Annotated in this window: 22 protein-coding genes and 1 other RNA gene; 8 read left to right on the top strand and 15 right to left on the bottom strand. The window is 69.9% G+C overall.

The features are described from left to right. Positions 1–14: 14 nt before the first annotated feature. The 4 genes from hutG to AB0I43_RS09020 all read right to left on the bottom strand — a co-directional run bounded on the left by hutG (position 15) and on the right by AB0I43_RS09020 (position 5,387). On the bottom strand, positions 15–959 hold the full coding sequence (gene hutG, locus AB0I43_RS09035; protein WP_356976830.1) for a formimidoylglutamase: 945 nt from the start codon (positions 957–959) through the stop codon (positions 15–17). An 87-nt stretch (positions 960–1,046) separates the two neighbouring features. Continuing rightward, on the bottom strand, positions 1,047–2,237 hold the full coding sequence (gene hutI / locus AB0I43_RS09030; RefSeq protein WP_356976832.1) for an imidazolonepropionase: 1,191 nt from the start codon (positions 2,235–2,237) through the stop codon (positions 1,047–1,049). A 4-nt stretch (positions 2,238–2,241) separates the two neighbouring features. After that, a complete protein-coding gene (hutU, locus tag AB0I43_RS09025; protein ID WP_356976834.1) occupies positions 2,242–3,924 on the bottom strand; it encodes a urocanate hydratase in 1,683 nt (560 codons plus the stop codon). Between the two features lie 26 nt (positions 3,925–3,950). Then, complete coding sequence (locus tag AB0I43_RS09020; protein ID WP_356976836.1) at positions 3,951–5,387, bottom strand: cytosine permease; 1,437 nt, start codon at positions 5,385–5,387, stop codon at positions 3,951–3,953. Between the two features lie 142 nt (positions 5,388–5,529). On the opposite strand from AB0I43_RS09020, the gene hutC reads away from it, so the two are divergent. Both hutC and AB0I43_RS09010 read left to right on the top strand, forming a co-directional pair. Continuing rightward, a complete protein-coding gene (gene hutC, locus AB0I43_RS09015; RefSeq protein WP_356976838.1) occupies positions 5,530–6,282 on the top strand; it encodes a histidine utilization repressor in 753 nt (250 codons plus the stop codon). A 58-nt stretch (positions 6,283–6,340) separates the two neighbouring features. Beyond that, the gene (locus tag AB0I43_RS09010; protein WP_356976840.1) at positions 6,341–7,276 is read left to right on the top strand and encodes an ADP-ribosylglycohydrolase family protein; all 936 of its coding nucleotides are present in this window, start codon (positions 6,341–6,343) and stop codon (positions 7,274–7,276) included. Here the strand turns inward: AB0I43_RS09010 and AB0I43_RS09005 are convergent. Genes AB0I43_RS09005 through AB0I43_RS08995 form a run of 3 tightly spaced genes read right to left on the bottom strand, consistent with a single transcriptional unit; the run spans position 7,261 to position 10,348 of the window. Beyond that, a complete protein-coding gene (locus tag AB0I43_RS09005) occupies positions 7,261–8,766 on the bottom strand; it encodes a tripartite tricarboxylate transporter permease (protein WP_356976842.1) in 1,506 nt (501 codons plus the stop codon). The two genes, AB0I43_RS09010 and AB0I43_RS09005, sit on opposite strands and share 16 nt — an antisense overlap. Next, the gene (locus AB0I43_RS09000) at positions 8,766–9,374 is read right to left on the bottom strand and encodes a tripartite tricarboxylate transporter TctB family protein (RefSeq protein ID WP_356976844.1); all 609 of its coding nucleotides are present in this window, start codon (positions 9,372–9,374) and stop codon (positions 8,766–8,768) included. Before AB0I43_RS09000 ends, AB0I43_RS09005 begins: the two co-directional genes overlap by 1 nt. Beyond that, positions 9,371–10,348 carry a tripartite tricarboxylate transporter substrate binding protein gene (locus AB0I43_RS08995; RefSeq protein ID WP_356976846.1) on the bottom strand — a complete coding sequence of 326 codons (978 nt, stop codon included), beginning with the start codon at positions 10,346–10,348 and terminating at the stop codon, positions 9,371–9,373. The genes AB0I43_RS09000 and AB0I43_RS08995 overlap by 4 nt, the downstream gene beginning before the upstream one ends. A gap of 173 nt (positions 10,349–10,521) precedes the next feature. Here AB0I43_RS08995 and AB0I43_RS08990 point away from each other — a divergent pair, with 173 nt between their 5' ends. The 3 genes from AB0I43_RS08990 (at position 10,522) to AB0I43_RS08980 (ending at position 13,756) form a co-directional block, all read left to right on the top strand. Then, on the top strand, positions 10,522–12,081 hold the full coding sequence (locus AB0I43_RS08990) for a sensor histidine kinase (RefSeq protein ID WP_356976848.1): 1,560 nt from the start codon (positions 10,522–10,524) through the stop codon (positions 12,079–12,081). Next, on the top strand, positions 12,078–12,749 hold the full coding sequence (locus AB0I43_RS08985; protein WP_356976849.1) for a response regulator: 672 nt from the start codon (positions 12,078–12,080) through the stop codon (positions 12,747–12,749). Before AB0I43_RS08990 ends, AB0I43_RS08985 begins: the two co-directional genes overlap by 4 nt. A gap of 119 nt (positions 12,750–12,868) precedes the next feature. Then, positions 12,869–13,756: an alpha/beta fold hydrolase gene (locus tag AB0I43_RS08980; protein WP_356976851.1), complete on the top strand. Its 888-nt coding sequence runs from the start codon at positions 12,869–12,871 to the stop codon at positions 13,754–13,756. Here the strand turns inward: AB0I43_RS08980 and AB0I43_RS08975 are convergent. Further along, a complete protein-coding gene (locus tag AB0I43_RS08975) occupies positions 13,753–15,231 on the bottom strand; it encodes a DUF6882 domain-containing protein (RefSeq protein WP_356976853.1) in 1,479 nt (492 codons plus the stop codon). The two genes, AB0I43_RS08980 and AB0I43_RS08975, sit on opposite strands and share 4 nt — an antisense overlap. Before the next feature lie 137 nt (positions 15,232–15,368). Between AB0I43_RS08975 and AB0I43_RS08970 the strand changes: the two genes are divergently transcribed. Further along, entirely contained in the window at positions 15,369–16,202 is an 834-nt protein-coding gene (locus AB0I43_RS08970; RefSeq protein ID WP_356976855.1) for an NAD(P)H-binding protein, read from the top strand. 23 nt (positions 16,203–16,225) lie between these two features. Here AB0I43_RS08970 and AB0I43_RS08965 read toward each other — a convergent pair whose 3' ends face one another. After that, the gene (locus AB0I43_RS08965) at positions 16,226–17,062 is read right to left on the bottom strand and encodes an alpha/beta hydrolase (protein ID WP_356976857.1); all 837 of its coding nucleotides are present in this window, start codon (positions 17,060–17,062) and stop codon (positions 16,226–16,228) included. A 288-nt stretch (positions 17,063–17,350) separates the two neighbouring features. Between AB0I43_RS08965 and AB0I43_RS08960 the strand changes: the two genes are divergently transcribed. Next, positions 17,351–18,589, top strand: coding sequence for an MFS transporter (locus AB0I43_RS08960; RefSeq protein WP_356977025.1), 1,239 nt, complete (start codon positions 17,351–17,353; stop codon positions 18,587–18,589). Between the two features lie 85 nt (positions 18,590–18,674). On the opposite strand, the gene AB0I43_RS08955 is transcribed toward AB0I43_RS08960, so the two are convergent. Genes AB0I43_RS08955 through AB0I43_RS08930 form a run of 6 tightly spaced genes read right to left on the bottom strand, consistent with a single transcriptional unit; the run spans position 18,675 to position 24,889 of the window. Continuing rightward, complete coding sequence (locus AB0I43_RS08955; protein ID WP_356976858.1) at positions 18,675–19,955, bottom strand: ABC transporter substrate-binding protein; 1,281 nt, start codon at positions 19,953–19,955, stop codon at positions 18,675–18,677. Positions 19,956–20,006: 51 nt separating this feature from the next. Beyond that, entirely contained in the window at positions 20,007–21,179 is a 1,173-nt protein-coding gene (locus AB0I43_RS08950; protein WP_356976859.1) for a branched-chain amino acid ABC transporter permease, read from the bottom strand. After that, complete coding sequence (locus AB0I43_RS08945; RefSeq protein WP_356976860.1) at positions 21,176–22,114, bottom strand: branched-chain amino acid ABC transporter permease; 939 nt, start codon at positions 22,112–22,114, stop codon at positions 21,176–21,178. Before AB0I43_RS08945 ends, AB0I43_RS08950 begins: the two co-directional genes overlap by 4 nt. Then, positions 22,111–23,313 carry an AMP-binding protein gene (locus AB0I43_RS08940; RefSeq protein ID WP_356976863.1) on the bottom strand — a complete coding sequence of 401 codons (1,203 nt, stop codon included), beginning with the start codon at positions 23,311–23,313 and terminating at the stop codon, positions 22,111–22,113. Before AB0I43_RS08940 ends, AB0I43_RS08945 begins: the two co-directional genes overlap by 4 nt. Continuing rightward, entirely contained in the window at positions 23,310–24,107 is a 798-nt protein-coding gene (locus AB0I43_RS08935) for an ABC transporter ATP-binding protein (protein ID WP_356976865.1), read from the bottom strand. The genes AB0I43_RS08940 and AB0I43_RS08935 overlap by 4 nt, the downstream gene beginning before the upstream one ends. Further along, complete coding sequence (locus AB0I43_RS08930) at positions 24,104–24,889, bottom strand: ABC transporter ATP-binding protein (RefSeq protein ID WP_356976867.1); 786 nt, start codon at positions 24,887–24,889, stop codon at positions 24,104–24,106. The genes AB0I43_RS08935 and AB0I43_RS08930 overlap by 4 nt, the downstream gene beginning before the upstream one ends. Positions 24,890–25,092: 203 nt before the next feature. Here AB0I43_RS08930 and ssrA point away from each other — a divergent pair. Next, positions 25,093–25,464: a transfer-messenger RNA gene (ssrA, locus tag AB0I43_RS08925) on the top strand. Positions 25,465–25,776 lie beyond the last annotated feature (312 nt).

The raw sequence follows: 25,776 nt of genomic DNA, 5'->3' as shown, positions 1-25,776 counted from the left end.
GTGCACGCCTCGGCTCAGACTCGCCGGAGCGCGATGCGGTGCAGCAGGCGGGCCGCCGTGCGAGCGGTCCGGTTGTCGATGTCCCGGCCCGGATCGAGTTCGGCCACATCGCAAACCACCAGCTTGCCGCTGGCCGCTACCCGATCGGTGACCGCCTGGATCGTTTCCAGCGGCACACCGTACGCGGCCGGGGCGCTGACCCCGGGCGCGATCGCCGCGGGCAGGACGTCGAGGTCGATGGTGAGGTAGACCAGGTCGACCGATCCGAGGAACTCGTCCACGAAGGCCAGCACACCCGCGAGATCGCCGGTGCCGCAGTCGTCATCGAGCAGATAGCGCACGCCGAGCCGGTCGGCGGTCTCGAACAGCGCCCGGGTGTTGCTCGGCTGGCTGATGCCGAGCACCGCGTACTGCCACGGCGTTCCGTGCGCCCGCTCGAGGTCGGCGATCTGCCGGAAGGGCGTGCCGGAACTCGGGATCGGGTCGGCGCGCAGATCGAAATGCGCGTCCAGGTTGAGGATTCCGAGCCGGGTGGTCGGTGTGCGCCGGGCCGAGCGGGCCAGGCCGCGATAGGTTCCGAACGCGACCTCGTGACCGCCGCCGAGCACGATCGGAAAGTGCCCGGCGTCCAGCACGCCCGAGACCGCCGCGGCCAGCCGCTCCTGTCCGGCCTCGAGGTCACCGTCGGCGACTGCGACATCGCCCGCGTCGTAGGCGCGCAGCGGACCGGGCAGTGCCATGCTGGCCAGCGCCGTGCGCAACGCGCTCGGCCCGGCCGCCGCTCCCGGCCGACCCTTGTTGCGCCGCACCCCTTCGTCGCTCGCGAAACCGAGGAAGACGCAAGCATCGGGATCGGCTGTCGCGTCGTAGTTTTCGACCACCTGGTGCCAACGCAGATGCTCGGCACCTGCTCCGTCCACCCGGCCCGCCCATTCCGGCGGGACCGCAGCGGGGCTCATCGGTCCGCCTCGCCGAGCACCGCGGACAACCACGCCCGCGCCTGTCGATCGCACGACCGCGCCCGCGAGGTGCGCACAGCTACCGCCTCACTCTCCATGTCGATGCTCCCAAGAGGTCGCGACCGCACCGTTCTTCCACACCTGACGCACCAGGGGCACACCCGGCCGGTAGGCCAGGTGCAGGTAGGACGGTGCGTCCAGCACTACGGCGTCCGCGCGCAGACCGGGCGTCAGTGCGCCGATATCGGTGCGGCGCAACGCTTTCGCACCACCCGCGGTAGCCGCCCACACCGCTTCCTCCGGCGTCATCCGCAGGTCGCGGACCGCCAGGGCGATGCAGAACGGGATGCTGGTGGTGTACGAGGTGCCCGGGTTGCAGTCCGCGCCGAGCGCGACCGTGACGCCCGCGTCGAGCAGTGCGCGCGCGTCGGGATAGGTGTTGCGCGTGCAGAAGTCGGCGGCGGGCAGCACCGTCGCTACGGTCGAGCTGTGCGCCAGCGCCTCGATGTCGGCGGCGCTGACGTGCGCCACGTGGTCCACCGAGGCCGCCCTGTGCTCGACCGCGAGTTGCACACCCGGCCCCTGATGCAGCTGGTTGCCGTGCACGCGCGGCGTCAGGCCCGCCGCGGCGCCCGCGGTGAGCACGGCGGCGGCCTGATCCCGGTCGAAGGCGCCCTGCTCGCAGAACACATCGATCCACTTCGCGTGCGGCGCACACGCCTCGATCATCTCCGTGCACACCATCTCGACGTATTCGTCCACCCGCCCCGCGTATTCCGGCGGCGGCACGTGCGCCGCGAGCAAGGTCACCTCGTCGGTGAACTCGCTCGCGATCCGCACACTGCGCAGCTCGCTGGGCACCGATTGCCCGTAGCCGCTCTTGATCTCGACGGTGGTACTGCCGGAGCGCAACGATTCGTCCAGCAACCGGCGGACGTTGGCCCGCAGCTCCGCGTCGGTGGCGGCGCGCGTGGCCGCGATCGTGGTGCGGATGCCGCCCGCCGCGTACGGCTTGCCCGCCATCCGGGCGCCGAACTCCTCGGCCCGGTCCCCCGCGAACACCAGGTGCGAATGGCTCTCGACGAACCCCGGCAGCACCGCAGCACCGCCCAGGTCGTGCGCTGTGTCGGCGTCCGGGGCCCGGTCGGCCGCGCCGGCCCACGCCACCACGCCGCCGTCGAAAACTAGTGCGGCGTCGTGGATCACGCCGAGCGCACCCGCCCCGAGCGCCGGATCGTTGGTCACCAGCGTGCCGATATTGGTCAGCAGCACCGTCACGCGATCAGCCTTCCGTCATGGGGACACGCACGCCGCGTTCCCGGGCCACGTCGGCGGCGTGTTCGTAGCCCGCGTCGACGTGCCGGATGACGCCCATCCCCGGATCGTTGGTCAGCACCCGGGTGATCTTCTCGGCCGCCAGTTCGGTGCCGTCGGCCACGCACACCTGCCCGGCGTGGATGGAGCGTCCCATGCCGACGCCGCCGCCGTGGTGGATCGACACCCACGACGCGCCCGAGGCGGTGTTGACCAGGGCGTTGAGCAGCGGCCAGTCGGCGATGGCGTCGGAGCCGTCGAGCATGGCCTCGGTTTCGCGGTAGGGCGAGGCGACCGAGCCGGAGTCGAGGTGATCGCGGCCGATGGCGACCGGGGCGGACAGTTCACCCGAGGCCACCATCTCGTTGAATTTCAGGCCGGCCAGGTGCCGTTCGCCGTAGCCGAGCCAGCAGATCCGGGCCGGCAAGCCCTCGAAAGCGACCTTCTCCCCGGCCATCTCGATCCAGCGGCGCAGATGCGCGTTCTCCGGGAACAGCTCCAGGATCGCCTTGTCGGTGGCGGCGATGTCCTTCGGATCGCCCGAGAGCGCCGCCCAGCGGAACGGGCCCAGCCCCTCCTCGAACAGCGGGCGGATGTAGGCGGGCACGAAGCCCGGGAACTCGAAGGCGCGGGCGTAGCCGCCCTTGCGGGCTTCGTCGCGAATGGAGTTGCCGTAGTCGAAGACCTCCGCGCCCGCGTCCATGAAGCCGACCATGGCCTCGACGTGGCGGGCCATGGATTCGCGGGCCTGCTTGGTGAACAGATCGGGATCCCGCTCGGCGGCGGACTTCATGTCCGCGAACGGAATACCCGCGGGCAGGTAGGCCAGCGGATCGTGCGCCGAGGTCTGATCGGTGACGATGTCGATGGGCGCGCCCAGGGCGAGCAGCCGCGGGAAGATCTCCGCGGCGTTGCCCTCGACGCCGATCGACAACGGGCGCTTGGCGTCTCGGGCCTCGACGGCCAGCCGCAGCGCGTGCTCGAGGTCGTCGGCCTTGGTGTCGAGGTACCTGTGCGCGATGCGGCGATCGATCCGGGTCACGTCGCAATCCACGCAGATCGCGACGCCCTCGTTCATGGTGACGGCCAGCGGCTGCGCGCCGCCCATGCCGCCGAGTCCGGCCGTGAGCGTGATGGTGCCCGCCAAGCTGCCCGCGCCCCGGCCCGCCGCCGCGAGCTTGCGGGCGACCGCGCCGAAGGTCTCGTAGGTGCCCTGCAGGATGCCCTGGGTGCCGATGTAGATCCAGGACCCGGCGGTCATCTGCCCGTACATGGTCAGGCCGAGTTCCTCGAGTCGCCGGAACTCCTCCCAGTTCGCCCAGTCGCCGACGAGATTGGAATTGGCGATCAGCACCCGCGGCGCCCACTCGTGGGTGCGGAACACTCCCACCGGCTTGCCGGACTGCACCAGCATGGTCTCGTCGGACTTCAGCGTCCGCAGCGTGCGCACCATGGCGTCGAAGGCGGGCCAGCTGCGCGCGGCGCGGCCGGTGCCGCCGTAGACGACCAGGCTGTCGGGATGCTCGGCGACCTCGGGGTCGAGGTTGTTCATCAGCATGCGCAGCGCTCCCTCCTGCTGCCAGCCGAGGGTGGTGAGTTCAGGGCCGCGCGGCGCGGAGACCGGGCGCGCTCCTTCGGTACGGTCGGGCATGGTGGTGCTCCTTCGGGTATGGCGAATCAGGCTCGGGTGTCGGCCATTTCGGTGTGCGCGGGGTAGATCATCCGGTCGGGCGGGTTGCTGGTGCGCTTGGCGAGCGGGTAATAGAGGGCGGCGGTGAGCACGATGCCGACGATCCACGAGATGTCCGCGCCGTCCAGCATTTTCGTGATCGGGCCGGTGTAGAGCTTCTGCGCCAAGAACGGCACCTGCGCGACCACGCCGATCACGTAGCAGCTCAGCGCGGTGACGTTCCAGCGCCCGTAGCGCCCGTTCACGTCGTAGAGCGCCGGAATGTCCACGCGCTCTTTGGAGATCAGGTAGTAGTCGATCAGGTTGATCGCGCTCCACGGCGTGAACACCATGAGCAGCACCAGCACGAAATTCTTGAAGTTGTTCAGGAAGTCGGCGCTGGCCGCGATCGCGATGAGCATCGAGACGCCGGTGAAGCCGACGATGTAGGCGGTGCGGGCCGCGGCGGAGATCCGGGTCTGTCCGTTGAACGCGGTGACCGTGGTCAGGATCGACATGAAGCCGCCGTAGGCGTTGAGGCAGTTGACCGTCAGCTTGCCGGTGACGATCACCAGGTAGATCAGCGTGGCGACCAGCGCGGGCCCGGCCAGCTCGCCGACGAAGCCGACCTGGTCGGACAGGAAGCTCTTGCCCGCGCACACCGCGATCAGGACGCCCAGCATCATCGCCCACTGCGAACCGATCACCGAGCCGGCGAAGGTGGACCAGAAGGTGGTGCGCTCACTGGTGGAACGCGGCAGGTAGCGGGAGTAGTCGGCGACGTAGGGGCCGAAGGTCAGCTGCCAGCCCGCGCCGAGGGAGATCGACAGCAGGAAGGTCGCGGCGTCGAAGGGCTTGGTGCCCACGAAGTTCGACACGTCGTATTCGGCGAACAGGCGCACGCACAGGTAGGTGAAGCCGAGCACGCCGACAACCGTGGCGATCCGGCCGACCACATGGATCAGCCGGTAGCCGGTCACCGCCACGAACGCGGTGAGCGCGCCGAAGATCAGAATGCCGAGCACCGGGCTGTCGATGTGCAGGATCTTGTTCACGGCCTGGCCCGCGAGCACCGTGCCGGTCGCGGCGAAGCCCAGGTACATGAGCACGACCAGCACCAGCGGCAGCACCGCGCCCTGCACGCCGAACTGGGCGCGGCTGGAGATCATCTGCGGCAGGCCCATGCGCGGGCCCTGCGCGGAGTGCAGCGCCATCACCGCGCCGCCGACCACGTTGCCGATGAGCAGGCCGAGCATCGCCCACCACGCGTCGGCGCCGAAGACCACGGCCAGCGCCCCGTCGACGATCGCGGTGATCTGCATGTTCGCGCCGAACCACAGGGTGAACTGGCTGCGCGGCGAACCGTGCCGTTCGTGGTCGGGTACGACATCGATGGTCCGGCGTTCCGGAGTAAGCCCCGCTCCGGAGTGATCGTCGTGTGTCACTGGCTTGTCCTCATTCACTGTGTGCCGCGTCACGCTCGCGGCGGCTGAGGTGTATAGTCCTGTATATACAACTGGCTGTCAAGCGCCTCCGAACCCGGATAGACTCCAGCCGCTGCTGTGACTTCAGGGATGGGTGCCGGAAATGACGATCGCGGATCACGACGCGGAACTCGCTGCGTTGTTCCGGGATTCGGGCCAGTCCGCGCCCGCCTACGAGCGGGTCAAGAATCTGGTGACCGCGCAGATCAGATCCGGTCGCTGGTCCGAGGGCGACCAGCTGCCCTCCGAGCACCAGCTCGTGGCCGCGCTCGGCCTGTCCCGCATGACGATCAACCGCGCGCTGCGGGAACTCACCGCCGAGGGCCTGATCGTGCGGCACACCGGCGTGGGTTCGTTCGTCGCGGGCACCAAGGCGCCGTCCTCGCTGTTCGCGGTGAAGAACATCGCCGACGAGATCCAGCAGCGCGGCCACCGCCACCGCACCCAGGTCGTCTCGGTGTGCGAGGAGGAGCTGGACCGGCGCTCGGTCATGCGGGAACTGCTGCCGCGCAGGGTCTTCCACTCGATCCTGGTGCACTACGAGGACGAGGTGCCGATCCAGGTGGAGGACCGGCTGGTCAACCCCGCCGAGGCGCCGGACTACCTGGACCAGGATTTCAGCACCCTGACCCCGAACACCTACCTGAGCAAGGTCGCGCCGCTGGAACGCGGCGAGCACATCGTCGAGGCGGTGCTCGGCTCGCCGGAGGAGTGCGCGCTGCTCGGCATCGAGCGCGGCGAGCCCTGCCTGCTCATCCGCCGCCGCACCTGGTCCTCGACCGGGCTGGTGAGCGCCGCGCGCCTGGTCCATCCCGGGTCCCGCAACCGGCTCGAGGGCGTGTTCGGCAACCGCTGAAATCGTCGCCACGGAAATCGATTAGGGCGGATCCGGACAACTGCGGCAAGATCGGAGCATGACCGCTGACCGCCGCTCCCGTGCCGTCGCGTCGCTGCACGGCTTGGCCGTGGGCGACGGATTCGGCTCCTCCTTCTTCGTCCCCGATAATTTCCGGGGGCTGCACAATCGCGTACTGCCCCGGGCACCGTGGTTCTGGACCGACGACACCGAGATGGCCTGCTCGGTGTACGCCGTCCTGGACCGGCTCGGGCGTATCGATCAGAACGCCCTGGCGGCGTCGTTCGCCCGGCACCACGATTTCGATCGCGGCTACGGCGCGGGCGTCAACCGGATGCTGCGCCTGATCCGCCAGGAAGGCGGCGACTGGCGCGAATTGGCCCCCGCCGCGTTCGACGGGCGCGGATCGTGGGGCAACGGCGGGGCCATGCGCGTCGCGCCGCTGGGCGCGTACTTCGCCGGAGATCTCGACCGGGTCGTCGCCGAGGCGGCCGCCTCGGCGGAGGTCACCCACACCCACCCCGAGGGCGTGGCCGGGGCGATCGCGGTGGCCGTCGCCGCCGCGCTGGAGCTGAGCGGAGCCGATCTGCTGGCCGCCGTGGCCGAGTACACCCCGCCCGGCCTGGTGCGCGACGGTATCGAAACCGCGAAAAGCCTTTTGCACCTGCACGATTCCCGCAGCGCGGCGGCGACGCTGGGCACCGGGCGCGAAGTCTCGGCTCAGGACACCGTCCCGCTCTGCCTCTGGGTGGTGGCCAAGCACCCCTACGATTTCGCCGAAGCGCTGTGGGCCACCGCCGTCGCCTCCGACGACGTCGACACCACCTGCGCCATCGTCGGCGGCATCCTCGCCGCGCGCTCCGGCCTGGACGCGATCCCCGAGCAGTGGCTGCGCAGTTGTGAACCGCTGCCGCGCTGGGCGGGCGTCCCCGCCGGAAAAATCGAAATGTGGTCCGGCTGGGATGATCCGGACGGGCGCTACGCGCTCGACTGACGGCCGCCGAGCAGTTTCCGGAGCCCCCACGCGAGCACCGGCCACAGCAGGATGACCGCGATGATCGCGTAGACGATCCTGGCGAACCAGGTGTCGACCAGCCCGCTCAACGCGCCGTCGCTGATCTGCAACGCGCGCCGCATCTGCATCTCCGCGTTCGGCCCGAGGATCACGCCGATGATCGCGGGCAGCAGCGGCAGCCCGAATCGGCGCATGAGGAAACCGATCACGCCGATCACCAGCAGCAGCACCAGATCCACCACGTCACCGGAGACGGCGTAGGCCCCGACGCTGGCGAAGAACAGGATGCCCGCGTACAGGTAGGGCCGCGGGATCCGCAGCAGCTTGGCCCACACCGGCGCCAGCGGCAGATTCAGCACCAGCAGCAGCACGGTGCCGATGAACAGGCTCGCGATGAGCGTCCACACCAGTTCCGACTCCCGCTCGAACAGCAGCGGTCCGGGCTGAATGCCGTACTGCTGGAACGCCGCCAGCATCACGGCGGCGGTCGCCGTGGTCGGCAGACCGAGCGTCAGCATGGTGGTGAGCGTGCCCGCCGCGGACGCGCTCGCGGTCGACTCCGGCCCCGCCACACCCTCGATCGCGCCCTTACCCCACTCGTCCTTGTGCTTGGACAGGCGCTTTTCGGTCGCATAGGACAGGAAGGTCGGGATCTCCGCACCGCCCGCCGGCACCGCGCCGAACGGGAATCCGATGAACGGCCCGCGCAGCCACGCCTTCCAGGAGCGATCGAAGTCCTTGCGGCTCAACCAGGCTCGGCCCACCGGGATGGCCCGGCCCGGGCGCCGGCGCAGATGCGCCGCCACCCACAGCGCCTCGCCGACCGCGAACAGCCCCACCGCCACGATGATCACGTCGATGCCGTCGGCCAGTTGCAGCGACCCGAAGGTCAGCCGCTGCTGCCCGGTGATCGGGTCCAGCCCGATCAGGCCCAGCGACAGCCCGATTCCGAGCGAGGCGAAGCCGCGCACGCGGGAACTGCCGAGCACGGAGGTCACCGCGATGAACGCCAGCAGCATGATCGCGAAATAGTCGGGCGCGCCGATGTCCACCGCGAACTTCGCCACCAGCGGCGCGGTCAGCACCAGCAGCGCGGTGCCCGCGATGCCGCCGACGAAGTGCCCGATGGCGGCGGTCGCCAGCGCCTGCGCGCCCCGGCCGCGCTTGGCCATCGGGTGCCCCTCGATCGCGGTCACCACCGAGGCGGTCTCGCCTGGAGTGTTCAGCAGGATCGAGGTGGTCGACCCGCCGAACATGCCGCCGTAGTAGATGCCGGCGAACATGATGAACGCGCCCGTCGGCTCCACGCTGTAGGTGATCGGCAGCAGCAGCGCCACCGCCATCGCGGGCCCGATGCCGGGCAGCACGCCGATGGCGGTGCCGAGCAGCACGCCGACCGCGGCCAGCAGCAGGTGCGTCGGGGTCAGGGCGGTGCCGAAGCCCGCCAGTAGGTTGCCCAGCGCGTCCATCAGAGCTCACCCACCCCGCCGGCTGCCGTCCCCCAGGAGAGGACTCCATCCAACGGTCCACCGGGCAGCGTCACGCCGAGCAGTTCGCCGAACACGACGTAGGTGAGCAGGGCCAGCGCCACCGCGATGAGCGGATCGCGGACCAGGTGCCTGCTGCCCAGGGCGAAGGCCGCGCCCCAGAACAGCAGCGCGCCCGCGATCGGGAATCCGACGATGTCGATCAGCACGATATTGGCGACGAAGACCGCGATCAGCAGGCCGACGGTCCGCCATTCCGGCGGCGTGGACAGGTCCACGTCCTCGCCGCCCTCGGCTTCGCCGCGCCCGCCGCGCAGCACGTCGATCGCCAGCGCGACCGCGACGGCCACCAGCAGCGCGCCGACCACCAGCGGCATGGCCTTCGGCCCGACGGGACCGCGCTGGGTGAATGCGGTGGACATCCGCAGCGCGTCGGAGATCACCACCGCGCCCGCCGCCGCGAGCAGCACGGAGACGACCAGCTCGGAGCGGTCTCGAAACCACCCGGCCGCACCGGTTCCCGGGGCCGGGTGCTCCGGCCCGGCGACGCTGGGTTCCGCGTCGCCGGGTTCGGGGACTGCCGAACTCATGCCAACCCCAGATCCTTCAGCACGGCGCCGCACTGGTCGGTCTGCTGCTGGATGAACGCGCCGAAGTCGGCGCCGGTCAGGAACGCGTCGCCCCAGCCGTTGGTGCTGACGGCTTCCTTCCACTGCGCGGAGTCGTGCATCGCGGTGTAGGCGTCGATCAGGGCCTTGCGCTCGTCGTCGCTGATGCCGGGCGGGGCCACCACGCCGCGCCAGTTGGTGAATTCGACATTGATACCGGCCTCTTTCAGGGTCGGCGCGGTCACGCCGTCGACGCGCTTGGGCCCGGTCACCGCCAGCACGCGCAGTTCCCCGGCCTGGATCTGGTCCAGGTACTCGCCGACGCCCGAGACGCCGAAGGCGATCTTGTTGCCGAGCACCGAGGCGAGCAGTTCACCGCCGCCGTCGAAGGGCACGTAGTTGACGGCCTTCGGTTCGATGCCGACGGCCTTGGCGACCAGCATCGGAGCCAGGTGGTCCGGCCCGCCGGGCGAGGAGCCGCCGCCCACCGGGACCGCGCCCGGGTTCGCCTTCCAGTCCGCGACGAGCTGGTCGATGGTGGTGTACTTGGAGTTCTTGGAGACCACGATGATGTCGGGTTCGTCGATGAGCCGGGCGATCGGCGTGGTGTCGGTCAGCTTGGACGGCGATTTGTTGGTGTACACGCTGCCCACGACGCCCAGGCCCATCTGCATGACCAGCTTGCCGTTGCCCTTCTCCCCCACCAGCCGGCCCAGCCCGACCGTGCCGCCGGCGCCGGGCAGGTTGAAAACCTCGACCGAGCGCGCGATTCCGGCGTCCTCCATGACCTTGGCCGAGGTGCGGGCGGTGATGTCGTAGCCGCCGCCGGGCGAGTTCGGGACCATGATCCGGGCGCCGGTCAGTTTGCCGGCGGTATCGCCGCCACCGTTGCAGGCAGTCAGGGCGACGGCAGCGCAGACACCTGCGAGCACGGTCAGCAACTTCCGAGTTTTCACTGGGGATCCTCATCTCTCCTCGTCGAGCTGGAGGAATTGTGAGCTGGCCCACTGCGCCCTGTCTGCTTTGTGTCGGCAACGTTTGTTGTGGTCATAGTGTTCACGCCGAACACGACCTTTTCCGCCGAGGTGGCGGGGACACTGTGTGCGGGCAGGTTCGTCAGGAGGTAGGCGTGGGCAAGAAGGGCTCACTGGCACGGCAATTGCTTGCCCTGCAGTTGCTGATCGTGCTGGTGCTGCTGGCCGCGGTGGCCGCGGTGGTGGTGGCGCAGGTGAGCGAGACCTTCCGCAACACCGAGTCGCGGCGCATGCTCGGCATCGCCGAGGACGTCGCCGCCAACCCCAGCTTGCGGGTGCTGCTAGCCGATCCGAAACAGCATCTGCTGCTCGCCCCGTTCGCGACCGGCGCGCAGGTCGCCTCCGGCGCCGACGAGGTCGTGATCGCCCGGGCCGACGGCAAGGTGCTCACCTCCCAGGACCCCTCCGAGATCAACAAGCCGCTGCGCCTGGCCGATTCCACCGTCACCGAGGGCCGGGCCTGGGTCGGCGAGATCGGGGACGCGGTGGTCGCGCACGTGCCCGTGATCGGTCAGGGCGACCACCGGGTCGTCGGCTATGTCGCCGCCGAGAAGGCGCGGCCCGCGATCTGGCAGACGCTCACCGAATCCTTTCCCGGGCTGCTCAGCCTGCTCGGCATCGCCACCGCCGTCGGCGTCGCCGGCTCGCTGTCGCTGTCCTGGTGGGTCAAGCGCCAGACCTTCGGGCTGGAGCCGGCCGAGATCGCCGCGCTGGTCGAGCATCGCGAAGCGATGCTGCACGGCGTGCACGAGGGCGTCGTCGGCCTGGATCCGCAGCACCGGGTCACCCTGGTCAACGATCAGGCCAAGACCCTGCTGACGCTCGGCGACGTGGTGGGGCGCAGCGTCTACGACCTCGGCCTCAACGAGCGCCTGCTCGACGTGTTCACCGGCGCGGCCGCGGGCACCGACCTGATCGGCCTGCGGCGCGGCAAGGTGCTGGTGATGAACCGGACCCAGATCCAGTGGGACGGGCGCACCCTGGGCGCGGTGGTGACGCTGCGGGACCGCACCGAACTGGTGCGCCTGCAAGATCAGCTCACCGAGAACCGCAACGCCGCCGACACGCTGCGCGCCCAGGCGCACGAGTTCAGCAACCGGCTGCACACCATCGCGGGGCTGATCGAACTGGGCGAGTACGACGAGGTCGCCCGCTACATCACCCGGGTCAGCGCCAATCGCGACCAGTGGCAGGCCGAGGTGACCGCGCGGGTCGGCGATCCGGCGGCGGCCGCGCTGCTCATCGCCAAATCCAGTCTGGCCGCCGAACAAGGTGTGGGCCTGCGTCTTTCGCCGGCCAGCGCGCTGCCGGAGGTGGACGCGAGCCTGTCCGGTGACATCGTGACCGTGCTCGGCAATCTGCTCGACAACGCCCTGGACGCGCTGTCGGGCCCGGGCTGGATCGAGGTCGAGATCCGCGTGCATGACGCCGCGGTGCACGTGGTGGTCCGTGATTCCGGTCCCGGCGTGGCGCCCGAACTCGCGCGCGAGGTGTTCCGGCACGGTTTCACCACCAAGGCCGCGGCGGGCGGGCGGCGCGGTCTCGGCCTGGCCATCACCCGCCAGGCCTGCGTGCGGCGCGGCGGCACCGTGTCGGTGCACAACGCCGACGGCGCGGTGTTCACCGCGACCCTGCCGCTGGCGGTGCCCGCGTGATCCGGGTGCTGGTGGTGGACGACGACTTCATGGTCGCCAAGGTGCACAGCGGATACGTCGGCAAGACACCGGGTTTCACCGTCGCCGGGGTCGCCCGCACCGGCGCCGAGGCGCTGCGCCTGATCGGTGAGCTGCGCCCGGACCTGGTGCTGCTCGACATCTACCTGCCCGATCTGGACGGGCTGAGCGTGCTGCGCGGGATCCGGGAGACCGCCGAGGCCACCGACGTGATCGTCATCAGCGCCGCCGACGACGTCAACACCATCCGGACCGCGATGCGCGGCGGTGTCCTGCACTATCTGATCAAGCCGTTCACCTACGGCGCGCTCTACGACCAGCTCCAGCACTTCGCCGCGCTGCACACCAAACTCGGCGAGCTCTCGCGCGCCGCGCAGGCCGATGTCGACCAGGTCTTCGCGGGGCGGCCGCGCGGCGCCGGCACGCTGCCCAAGGGCCTCACGGCGCAGACCGCCCTGCTGGTCGAAAGTGTGCTGCGCGCCGCCGAGCTCGATCTCTCCGCCCAGGAGTGCGCCGCGGCCACCGCGCTGTCGCGGGTCAGCGCGCGCCGGTATCTGGAGCACTTCGCCGAGACCGGCAGCGCCGAGGTCCGGCTGCGCTACGGCGGCACCGGTCGCCCGGAGCGCCGGTATCGCTGGGTCGCGAACTGAGCCGGATTCCGCGCCATCCCGGCCGCATGTTTGCTACTCCCCGGTCTTGATGCTTCCATGAGGCCCTGGTGAACGGTTGGCAGCCGAGCAATGTGCGCTGTCGAGAGGAGCCGTTCCCGTTGGCCGAACTATCGCGCCGGGCCGTCACCGTCCTGGCGATCGTCGCCGGCATCGCCTTCGCCCCCGCACACGCGGAGACCACCGTCGACGGGGCCGCCGCCCCGCCGGGGGCGAACGATTGGACGTGCCGGCCCTCGGCGCGGCATCCCGAACCGGTGCTGCTGGTGCACGGGACCTGGGGCAACCAGAACACCTGGAACGTGCTGGCGCCGCAGCTCGAAGCGGCCGGTGTCTGCGTCTACTCGCTGAATTACGGCCACAAGCGGTTCAGCGTCCGAGGGTCCGAGCCCGGCGTGTACGGCACCGCCGACATCCGCGCCTCCGCCAAGGAACTCGGCGCGTTCGTCGACCGGGTCCGGGCGAGCACCGGGGCCGCGCGCGTCGATGTCGTCGCGCACTCCCAGGGCGGGCCCCTGGTGCGCCAGTTCCTGCGCTTCGAGGGCGGGATGCGGCCGGGGCCCGCGGTGCGCCGGCTGGTGACGATCGCGGCCACCCACCACGGCACCACCGCCGACGGGCTGGACCACCTATTACCCGGCGGCAGCGCCGCGGGTCCCTCGGACGCGGTGATCGCGCGGATCCTCGGCACCGCCGCCGCGCAGCAGCTGGCGGGCAGCGAATTCCTGCGCCGGCTCAACGCCGGGGGCGACACCGAACCCGGCATCGCGTACACCGCCATCGCCACCCGCGTGGATCACGTCGTCACCCCGCCGGAAGCCACGTTCCTGCGCGCCGGGCCGGGCGCCACGGTCGACAACGTCTGGGTCCAGGACGTCTGTCCCGGGGACACTTTCCACCACGGGCTGCTCCCGGAGTCACCGGCGGTCGCCTACCTGGTGCACCGCGCGCTCGATCTGCCCTACAGCGCGGATCGCTGCCCGGGCTAGGCGTTGCGCGCCAGCGCTTCCCCGATCAGGCCGACGCCGGTCCGGCTCAACGCGCCGTCCACGCCGAACTCGACGCGGACCTCGTACAACCCGAAATGACCTGCCAGCAGCTGCGGTTCACCGGCGTAGATCGCGGGGACGCCGTAGTGCCGGAAATAGCCGGCCACCATCTCGCGCATGGTGCGGTATCGGTTCTCCGGATCCGTCAGCGGGTGCAGCAGATTCGCCGTCGCGTCGAAGACCGAGCACGCTCGATCCGGATCCGTGCCGGGCTCGCCGATCCGCTCGTCGGTCAGCGCCAGCACGCGGTAGCCGTTGCCGTCGGGAACGAAGGCCCAGCCCGCCGCCTCGCCCAGGCGTACCGCGGCCGCCGAGAGCACGTCGATGGCGTTCTCGCCGTGCGGGGTGATCGCGCCGAGTTCCACCCGGTCGGCGGCGAGGTGGTCCGCGCCGTGGGCGCGCGCCAGCCGGCGCACGGCGGCGCTGCCGGTCCAGTCGGTTTCGGCCCACTCCCAGCTCTCGGTGTCGCGGTCGTATCGACCCAGATCCACTGCGGCGATACCCAATTCGGGCAACTCGGCGATACCGAACAGGCCGGTCGCCGGGTCCCAGGTCGAGGTCGGCCGGTCCAGTTCGCGCAGGCCGGTCGCGAAATCGAGCAGACCACGCTTGAGCCCCATCGTGACCGCGACGGCCGGCGCGAGCTCGGCGAGCAATTCGTCGGGAAGGAACGGGGGCACGCGCGGCAGCTGCCGGGGCGCGGTGGCCTCCGGCGTGTAAGGCGCGCCGTCCGGGCCGAACATCGCCGCGTCGATGATGTTGTCGCGCTCGTCGATCCGTGCCACCAGGCGATGGCCGCCGGGCAGCACCAACTGGAGGCCGTCGTCGGTCGATTCGGTGGCGAGCCCGTGCTGCCGGGCGTATCCGGTGATCACGTCCCGGGTGCCGTCTCCGGGCAGCAGCATGGCCGCGATGCGCAGATGATCGCTGACGCGCGCCGGATCCGGTGTCGCGGCGGCCAATTCGTCGTCATCGGTGACCAGATACGCGTAGGCCCGGCCGCCGTGGTTGAACTTCATCGTGCCCCGGGCGCCCAGCACGCCCAGCGCGATCAGCGAGAGGTGATCGGCGGCAAGCTTGGGATCCGGGAACCCGCCGAAATCCAGCAGGCCCTCGGTGAACTCCGGAATACCCTGCCGCACGCCTATTTCCCGTAGTCGCTCGGCATGCTCGATGCCCGGCAGACCCGCCAGATCGGGCTTGGCCCACGACCACATGAACGTGTGGTCCTCGGCGAAGGTGCCCAGCTCGCCGGACCGAGACAATTCCCGCTCGCCCACCCAGGCCGTGCCCGTCTCCTGTGCTATCCGCATGCGCCCGTTGGGCACCTGCTCCTGAAAAGCCGCATACTGCTCGATCGCCCCGCCCAGATACCCCCGTGCAAAGGACAACAACGCGCTACTGAACGTGTCCACGCGCCGGACGATACCAGGCTGGCTGAAACCCGCTGTACCACAGCCATTTTCCCGACGCTCGGCCGCACGGCTTGACCTTGATATTTGTTGAGGTTTTACCGTGAACCGGACTGGAACATCGAGGATCGGAGCTCATCTTGCTACTCGTCACCGGCGCCACCGGCAACATCGGCGCACCGCTGCTACATCGACTGCACGCGAACGGCGCCGAACCGCTGCGCGCCCTCACCCGTGACGCCGCCCGCGCGGCCGTCCCCGACGGCGTCGAGGCGTTCGAAGCCGATCTGACCGATCCGGCGGCGCGCTCACGCGCGCTGGCCGGTGTCCGGGCGATGCTGCTGGTGTCCGGCCTCGGCCCGGACCGGGAGATCATCGAGGCGGCGCGCCGGGCAGGCGTCGAGCACGTCGTCCTGATCTCCTCGATCACCGTCGAGACCCACCCGCACCTCGGCCCCGCCGCCGAAAAAGCCGCCCTGGAAAAGGAACTGCGAGCCAGTGGCCTGGAGTGGACCATCCTGCGCCCGACCCAGTTCGCGTCGAACACCGCGCTCTGGGCGGACGCGATCCGCCACGACACCCCGGTCCGGGCGGCCTACGCCGACACCGGACTGCCCACCATCCATCCCGCCGACATCGCGGCCGTCGCCGCGGTCGCGCTGACCGAACCCGGCCACCGCGGCCGGACCCACGCGCTGACCGGGCCCGAACGCATCACGCCCCGCGAGCAGGTCGCCGCCGTCGCGGCCGCCCTGGGGCGCGCGATCGAGTTCACCGAGATCGATCGGGAGCAGGCTCGGGCGGAACTGCTGCCCTTCTTCGGCGCGGAATCGGTGGATGCGGTCCTCGATGTCACCGGCGGCGACGTCAACGACGAGTTGCGCCGGGTTCGCGACACCGTCCAGCAGGTGACCGGCACTCCGGCCCGGCCCTTCCGGGTGTGGGCCGAGGAGAATGTCGCGCTCTTCCGCTGACCGGCAAAGCGAACAATTCGCGCTCAGGTCAGGGAGCGCTCCGCACCGGTGAAGAATTCGCCCGCGACGGGCGCGAGCAGATCGATATTCGGATTGTGGCTCAGCTTCGCCAATTCCTGATGCCGCGCGTCGGGCAACACCCGGGTAATCGCACGGGCGGCGGTGCGCAGCAGCGCACCGCTTTTCCCACCGGAGACGACCAGGACCGGAATGGTCACACCGGCCCAGTCCGCCGGGCGCAGCGGCTCGCCGCGCATGAACTCGCCCATGATCGCCCAGTCGTGCGCCGTGGCCGGCGCCGTGGCGAGCAGGTTCTTCCACATCGGCGTGAAAGGCATGATCCGGACCAGCATCCGGGGCATCCCCATGCCCTTCGTCATGTAATACCGGACCACCTCGGCGCGCTGCCCGGCCGCGATCAACGCGTGCAGCCGCTCCGTGAGCTCGGCGGGCGGCACGAAATTGTCGCGGTCCACGACGAACGGCGGCTCGAAGGCCAGCACCGAGGTCAGACCCGGCACCCGGCCCGAGGCCGCCGCGCGCAACGCCAGCCCCGCCCCGGAGGACCAGCCGAACAGCGCCGCCCGGCCACCGGCCGCGTCCACCAGGGCCGCGATGTCGTCGATCTCGTTGTCGACGTCGTACACGCCCGGCGCATCGGTGCTGTCACCGCGACCGCGCCGGTCGTAATTGATGACCGTCAGGCCGTATTCGTCCGCCATTTTCTCAGCCAGCGCGACCATTTTCGGGAATCGCCGGAAGCTGAACGCGCCGCCGACCAGGATCACGGTCCCGGCGTCGCCGCCGACGATGCGATCGAAAGCGATCTCGATGCCCGAAGACGTGGTCAGTTTTTCCATCGGTATGGCCTTTCTCGGCGAACAATGCGGGCTTGCACTCGGATAGACGAGCGCCCGGTGCAGAAGTAATCGGACCGCGAATGTGAGGCGCACCACACGACGGGGTATCGAATTGCGTTCAGCCGCAGCGTCATTGCAATTTCTGCCCCGGAAAAATTGACGGCTCCGGCGTGCCGGAAAATGGGCTCCACTATTCACGAGCGAGCGGCCGAGTCCGCAGTCGAACTCGCCGCCCGGCGGTAGAGTCGCCTGGAGCGACAGGTGACGGGTAGCGAGCGGCAGGTGAGGATGGCAGCGGCCGGAATGCTTGCCCCGCTGCGGGAACCGCTGTTCCGGCGCCTGGCCGCCGGGCGCGTCACCACCTTCGCCGGCAACGCCATCGCGCCCGTGGCGCTGGCGTTCGCGGTGCTCGACCTCACCGGTTCGGTGTCGGCGCTCGGGCTCGTGGTCGGGGCGCGCTCGATCGCGAACGTCGCGCTGCTGCTGCTCGGCGGCGTCCTGGCCGACCGGCTGCCCCGGGGTGTGATCCTGCAGGGCGCGAGCGTGGCGGCGGCCTGCTCACAGGCCGCGACGGCGCTGGCGGTGCTGCTCGAATTCGCCTCTGTACCACTGTTGATCGCGCTGAGCGTCGTCAACGGCGCGGTCGCGGCGGCCTCGCTGCCCGCGGCGGCGGCGTTGACGCAGCAGACGGTGCCGCCCGACTTGCTTCGGCAGGCCAATGCCCTCGTGCGCGTCGGCATCAACGGCGCCCTGATCGGTGGCGCGTCGCTGGGCGGCATGCTCGCCGCGCTGGCCGGTCCCGGCTGGGCCATCGCGATCACCGCCGGCATCTTCGCCCTGGCGGCGCTCTGCTACGCGCGGGTCCGGGTGGAGCGCCTCGCCGCGCCCGACCGTTCCCGGCCCCTGGCGGAACTGCGCACGGGCTGGACCGAATTCACCGCGCGCACCTGGGTGTGGTCGATCGTGGTCGCGCTCATGCTGGTGAACGCGGCGCTGGTGGGCGGCACCCAGGTGCTCGGGCCCGCGATCGCGGACACCGGCATCGGACGCTTCGCCTGGGGCATCGTGCTCGGCGTCCAGACCGCCGGAGCCCTGCTCGGCGGCATCCTCGCCAGCCGCTGGCAACCGCGCCGCGCGCTCCTGTTCGGCACCGCGCTCCTGCTGGTCGAGGCCGTCCCGCTGCTCACCCTCGCGCACGCGCCCCAGCTGATCCCGCTGCTGGCCGCCTACTTTCTCGCCGGACTGGCGGTCGAGCAATTCGGTATCGCCTGGGACGTCTCGCTGCAACAGAACGTCCCCGCCGACCGCCTGGCCCGCGTCTACTCCTACGACGCCGTCGGCTCCTTCGTCGCCATCCCGCTCGGCGAAATCGCCGTCGGCCCGCTCGCCACCCGCTTCGGCACCGCGCCCACCCTCACCGGTCTGGCCGCGCTGACCCTGCTGGCGGTCACCGGGGCGCTGCTGGTTCCCAGCGTTCGGGCCCTCACTCGCGACGAAGCCACCACAGACGTCCCGACCGAACGCTGAGACACCCGTTCGCGGCGGGATACGTGCGGCGACCCCGGGTGCGTCGATCCTGCCGGACAGGCGAACCCGGGCGCGCCGAGGTAGGTCAGGGCTGCACGCAGGGCTCGGTCAAGGTGACCTTGTCCTGGGTGGGCCCGTGATAGTCGGTCAGCAGCGTCTTGGTGCCCAACGGCGCGGCGGCGTCGGGGCCGCCGATGATCGCCCGCTGTTTGGTGAGGTCCGGCTTGTCCGCGCCGTAGGTGTACTTGGGTGCGCCGCCCTGGAAGTCGACTTCGAGCCCGTCGACGCTGTCACGCACGCCTTTCCGGTTCAGTTTTCCGGCCTCCTGCGCCTTGGTCAGCAGCGCCTTCAGCGGATAGGAGAAGTTCCAGCCCGCACTGAAGCCCCAGGTGGCGGGATCTTTGGTGGCCGCCGCCTTCGCGGCCCTGGCCGCTTCGCTGGTACCGTCCCAGCCGTCCACCGGCGAGGTGGAGTTGTAGAGCGCGGTGATCGCCGGTGCGGCAGCGCTTTTCAGCAGACCGCCGTTCCAGGTCGGCCCGGAACCGAGGAAGCGGCCCTTGTATCCGGCGGCGGCCGCCTTGCCGATGATCTCGCCCGCTTCGGCCGGCCCGGTGGCCAGCATCACGACATCCGGTGCGGCCGCGATGAGCTGGCTCACCGCGCCATCCTGATTGCCGACCGCGGCATTGGGCGCGGTCTGGATCTGGTTGGCCACCTGCACACCATTGGCCTCGGCCCACTTCTTCGCGCCGGTCGCGTAGTCACCGCCGTAATCGCCCTTGTAGGTGACCGAGACCAGCTTGGTCGGCTTGGCCTTGTTCTGCGCCAGCCAGTCCAGACCCATGATGGCCTCCGAGCAGTAGGAGTACCCGGTCTCCAGCAGCAGCCCCTTGTCCGCGCTCTTGAACTGCCAACCGGACCAGAGGGTTCCGGCGACCGACACCAGGTTCGCCGCGTCCATCCGGTCCAGCACCGCCTGGGTGTGGATGGTGCCCAGGCTCATCGACAGCGCCAGCACATTCGGCTCCACCTGCTGATAGGCCTCGGCATGCTTCTGCGGGTCGTAGGAGGTGTTCTTGGTGTGGGTGGCGATGTCGACCTCGTACTTGCCGCCGATCCCGCCCGCCTCGTTCACCTTCTTCCAGAAGGCCAGCTGACCGTCGTTGATGTCGCGGCCGAGCGCGGCGAAGGGCCCGCCCTCGAGGTCGGAGAGCACCCCCAGGTAGATGCAGCCCTTGGCCTTGTCGATCGCGTTGGGGCAGGGTTCGCTGGTGACGCCGGGCCCGGTGGCCCCGCCGGCCTCGTCCTCGGCGCTGGAGCAGGCTCCGGCCAGGACCAGCGCGGCGACCGCGGGCACGGCGGCCATACGTCGAATTGTGCTGACTCCCATTATCTTTCCTACTTTCACTACTGCTGATCAGTGGGAGAACGGCCAGGTGCGGAAGTAGTTGCGAACGCGCAGCCACAGCCCGAACATGCCCCTCGGTTCGAGTACGATCACCCCGGCGATCAGCAGGCCGAACAGGATCGTTTTCCACTCGTCGAGCGTGAAGCCGAGGATCTGCCCACCCTCGGAGGTCAACGCCGGCACGGCGTGGGTGAACTCCTCGAGCACCCGCGGCAGCAGCACCACGAAGCAGGCGCCGATGATCGACCCGGTGATGGTGGCGGCGCCACCGATCAGCACGATGGCCAGGAAATCCACCGACAGCAGCAGGTTCCAGCGCTCGGGGCTGATCCGGCCGATCACCACCGACAGCAGGCCACCGGCCACCCCCGCGTAGGCCGAGGACACCACGAAGGCGAGCGTCTTGGTGCGCTGCAACCGCACACCCATGATCTCGGCGGCCACATCCCGGTCCCGCACCGCCGCGAAGGCGCGGCCGACGTTGGAGCACATGAGATTCCGTGCCAGCACCGCCAGCACCACGAGCAGCACGAGGGCGATCAGGTACAGCGCGCGCTGCTCGTTGATCAGCACGCCCGCCACCCGGACCGGCTTGCGCAGATCCGTGCCGAACAACACCGGCGGCGCGGGGGCGCGTCCGAGCCCGCCGCCGCCGGTCACCGACTGCCACTCCTTGAACAGGTGCTCGCCGATCATCACCAGGCCGAGAGTCAGTGTGGCCAAATACAATCCGCGCACCCGCGCGGCCAGTGGCGCCACCAGCAGGCCGAGTACCGCCGGAATCAGGGCGGTCAGCGGGAGCCACAGCGCCATGTCCCAGCCGAGCCCGTACACCGTCTTGGTGCCCGCGCCACCGAAAACGGCTGCGGTATAGGCGCCTACGCCGACGAAGAACGCGTGCCCCAGCGACACCTGTCCGGCGTACCCGGTCAGCATGTTCAATCCGATGCCGCCGATCGCGTAGATGGCGGCGAGGGTGAGCAGATTGGTGATGTCCTTGGCGACGAAAAACGGTGCAAGGACCGCCGATACCAGCAGGCCACCCGCCCACCACGCCTTGGCCGCGGTGTTCCAGGCGCTCTCGGCACGCGCGTAGGAGGTGTAGAGCCGGGGGCGGCCACGGCGCACCGCCCGGGGCGTCCGGAGCCGCTTCCCGGTCGTCTCGGGCAGGGTCGCGGTCATACGCGTTGCACCTCTTTCGCACCGAACAACCCGTGCGGCCGGATCAGCAGCACCGCGAACAGAAGCACGTAGGGCATCACCACGTCGAAGTTCGCACCGAGCCAGGGCGCGACATCGGGCTGATAGGTCTTGGTCAGCGCCTCGGCCAGGCCGACCAGCATGGCCCCGGCCAGCGCGCCGGTGATCGAGTCCAGGCCGCCGATGATGATGGCGGGCAGCGCTTTCAGCGCGATCAGCACGGCCGCCGCCTCCACTCCGCCGGGCGCGGTGCCGAGCAGGATGCCGCCGACCGCCGCCAGCGCGCCCGCCAGCGCCCAGGACAGCGAGAACACCCGGCCGACGTCGATGCCCTGGGCCATCGCCGTCTCCTGATCCATCGCCGCGGCCCGCATGGCCAGGCCGTAGCGCGAGCGCGCCAGCCACAGCACCAGGGCGGTGATCACCGCGACGGCGGTGAGCACCTTGAAGATGTCGGTGTGGTTCACCGTCACCCCGCCCACGCAGGCCGCGACCACGCTGTCGGCGGGCCGGTGCCCGCCCAGGCAGAAGTTGGACAGCCCCCACGGGTCGCCGGAGGTGATCACCTTCGCCCCGAACAGCTTGTGCACCAGCACCGTTCCCGCGGCGAAGAGCCCGACGGTGACCAGGGTCGCGGAGAAGGCGGGGCGGCCGACCATGGGGCGCATCGCGATTCGCTCGGTAGCCGTGGCGACCGCCGCCACGCCCGCCACCGCGGCGACCGCGGCCAGCGGGAACGGCAGCCCGGCCGAATCGACCAGGTAGTACGAGAACAACGTGCCGAAGATCATGAACACCGGCTGCGCGAAGTTCAGCACGCCGGTGGCCCGGAAGATGATCACGAAGCCGACCGCGATCGTCGCGTACATGCCGCCCAATCCGGCGCCGCGGATCAGGGATTGCAGCAATTCGTTCATGGGCGGGTTTCCGGATTCGCGGGGGCGGCCTCGGCGCGGGTCGCGGGCGGCACCTGGCCGATCGGGATGCTCAGCGCGCGGAAGAAGGCGGCGGTCTCCGGGGCGGGTGGGCTGTCCGGCGGCAGCGCGGTTCCCGGGATGGAGATGCTCCAGAAAGCGGCGCGGGTCCGGCGCAGACCCAGCTTGTCGCGCAACGCACGGCCCGCGGCCGGATACGCGAGGATCGAGACGGCTCTTCCGAACAAGCCGTTATCACGCTGTGCGGCACTGCGTTCGGCGGAATAGGTGGTCAGCCGGTAGCAGGCGCGCTTGAACCGGGAAGCAGTGGCCATGCGGCTCTCGACGCCGTCGTAGATCCGCTGCCAGCCCGCCGACGGGGCCAAGCGCAGGCTGGGTTGCGCCTCGGCCAGATCGGCGGCCAAGGTCTCGTAGGACTCGGCGAAATGCAGGACGGCGCCGGTGCCAACGCTCGTCCACACCGTGACCGCGCGTTCGGCGGGCTCGGCCAGCGACAAGCCGGGCAGGACGACGTCGTTGCCGCCGAGCCCCGGTACCGCCGCGCACAGCGCCGCCAGGATCGCGGTGATATCGCTGCCCCGCACCTGCGCGGGGCTCGGCTCCCCGGACGGCGGAAAAATCAGTGCGGCAACGTCATCCGGTGATCGGGTGACGTCCGGGAGCGGGTGCTCGCCCCGATGCGCGTCGCCGCGTTCGCGCAGCCCGGCGTAGCTCAGTAGCCGGGGGTCCGCGTAATTCTGTACCCCCAGCTCGTCCAGGCAGACGATCCAGCGCAGTCGCGGGCAGCCGGTGGCCAGCGCCTTGTCGACCTGCTCCTGGTCCTCGGCGATCAGCACCCGCACGGCGGCGTCGTTCAGCATCCGCTCCAGCGCGGGCCCCGCGACGTCCGGTCGCAGCCCGACGAAGATCGCGCCCACCGACAGCGCGCCCAGCTCCGCGTACAGCCATTCCGCCCGGTTGCCCGCCAGCAGCGCGACCCGGTCCCCGGCGCCGACGCCGAGCGCGGCCAGCCCGTGCGCGATCAGGCGACGCTCCAGATCCACGCCGGCCCAGGAAGTCTGCTGCCAGATGCCCAGCTGCTTCACGCGCAACGCCACCGTGTCCGGCGTGCGCGCGGCCCGCGCCGCCACCAGGGCGGGCAACCCCGAATCCGAAGCCGTCGTCGTCGATACCGCTGTCACCGGGCAGCCTCCCCCTCCGAGGGTGTCGCGCCGGCCCCGCCGAGATAGGCGGCGAGGACGGCCGGATCGTGCCGGACCTCCGCGGGTGTACCGAGCGCGATCCGAACTCCGAAGTCCAGCACCATGATTCGATCCGCGAGATCCATGACCAGGCGCATGTCGTGCTCCACCATGATCATGGCCAGTTTCAGTTCGGCCCGGATGTCGAGAACGCACCGCGCCATGTCCGCGGTCTCCTCGACGTTCATGCCCGCCACCGGTTCGTCCAGCAACAGCAGCCGCGGCTCCATGGCCAGCGCGCGGGCCAGTTCGACCCGCTTCTTCACCCCGTACGGGAGTAGGCCCACCGGTTGGTTGCGCACCTGCTGCAGTTCCAGGAACTCGATCAAGCCCTCGGCGTGCAGCCTGGCCGCGCGTTCGCCCCGCCGCGCCTTGGACAGGCGCAGCGCCGCCGCCACCGGTCCGTAGCCCAGTTGCAGATGGCGGCCGAGTTTGACGTTGTCCAGCACCGTCAAGTTGTCGAAGAGCTCGATGTTCTGGAACATCCGCGCGACGCCCGATCGGGCGATCGCGTCCGGCGTCCGCCCGATGAGTTCCCGGCCCGCCAGCACGATGCTGCCGCGCTGCGGGCGATAGACCCCGTTGAGGCAGTTGAAGATCGAGGTCTTGCCCGCCCCGTTCGGGCCGATCAGCGCGAGCAGCTCGCCCGGCCGCACCTCGAAGGAGACCTCCGACAATGCCTTGGTACCACCGAAATTCAGGCTGAGGTCGCGCACCTCGAGCAGCGCCGTCATGCCACCCACCCCTTGCGTCGCTTGTAGTGCTTGAGGTCGCGCAGCGACACGTGGCCCTCCGCACCGAGTCCCAGATAGAACTCCTGGATGTCGGAGTCGGCGGACAGCTCGGCGGCGGGTCCCCGCAGCACCACCCGGCCCTGCTCCAGCACATAGCCGTAGCTCGAGATGGACAGCGCCATCGCCGCGTTCTGCTCGATCAGCAGCACCCCCGTGCCCTCGGCGTTGATGCGCACGATGAGGTCGCGGATCTGTTCCACCACCCGCGGCGCCAGTCCCAGGCTCGGCTCGTCGAGCAGCAGATACTTCGGCTCGGCCATCAGGGCGCGTCCGATCGCGAGCATCTGCTGCTCGCCGCCCGAGAGCAGCCCGGCGCGCTGCGTGCGGCGCTCGGCCAGGAGCGGGAACATCTCGAACACCCGCTCGAGCGCGGTGCCGACGGTCGCGCGGGCGCGGGTGTGCGCACCGGCGCGCAGATTCTCCTCGACGGTGAACCCGGCGAACACCCGCCGCCCCTCCAGCACCTGGCCGACCCCGGCCGCGACGATGCGCGCGGGGTTCGCCGTCGTCACCTCTACGCCGTCGACCGCGACCGTGCCCGCCGTGATCCGGCCGCGGTGCACGCCCAGCAACCCGGTCACCGCGCGCACCGTGGAGGTCTTGCCCGCGCCGTTCGCGCCGAGCAGGGCGACGATCCCCTGCTCAGGGACGTCGAGGCTGATCCCCCGGCACACCAGAATCACGTCTTCGTAGACGACCTGCAGGTCCCGGACTTCCAGCACGCCGGCACTCCTAGATGTGCGCTGCGCCACATTCTGCTATGCGGTTGAGCGGCACAGTACCTGCCACGAAACGGCGATATGTCCGTTTTGCTAGATCTGAGGCGGAGCCGTCTCAAAGTGGGTCCGGAGCGGGCGGAATAATGGGAATGAAGCCTGGGGCGGGCAGTGTTAACATGACTAGCCCGCAAGGTGCGGGCACGTACGGGGCTGAACGGTTTCGACTGCGTACGTCGATTCAGGGGAAGCGTGTCGGTGCAGGCAAGAGACCACCGTAAGCGTCGCTGCAACCAATTAAGCGCCGATTCCAATCAGCGCGACTACGCTCTCGCTGCCTAAGTAGCGAAGCGTGTCTGTCAGTTCGGGTTCGTCCCTCGACCCGGGTCCTGGCATCAGCTAGAGGGAATTACCGTCCAGGTCGGTCACGGATCTGGGCGGGACATCCAACAGTGACTGGGATCGTCATCCGAGCTTGTTCGCGAGACTCGGAGGTCCGAGCAGAGGCCTAGCGAACTGCACACGGAGAAGCCCTGAAGACACGGCGGAGGACCCGGGTTCGATTCCCGGCAGCTCCACCACAACAAAGCCGCAGGTCAGTGACCTGCGGCTTTGTCATCTGGCAATCCTTACTTGAACCAGTTCCAGTGGTGTTATCACTGGGGTCATCCAGACACGAAGAGTCGCCTACCGAACAGTCTGGTCAGCACGCATCGCACGATTTGACTGGTCACAGTTGCGGTGCGGCGGCGATCTGCAACCCTGAAGCCGCAAGGCCTGCGTCGATCGGGCGTACGGTTTATTTGCCAGGGAAGCGGGTTGGCGCCGGCCGACTCGTCGAAGCGGAGCTCGCGGACCCAAGCATCTTGAAAGATGTGCATGAGTCATTGACT

Source organism: Nocardia sp. NPDC050435 (assembly GCF_040655395.1).
In the GTDB taxonomy this organism is placed as follows: Bacteria; Actinomycetota; Actinomycetes; order Mycobacteriales; family Mycobacteriaceae; genus Nocardia.
The sequence above is the reverse complement of the archived record's forward strand: the minus strand, read 5'-3'. Positions and strand labels throughout refer to the sequence as shown.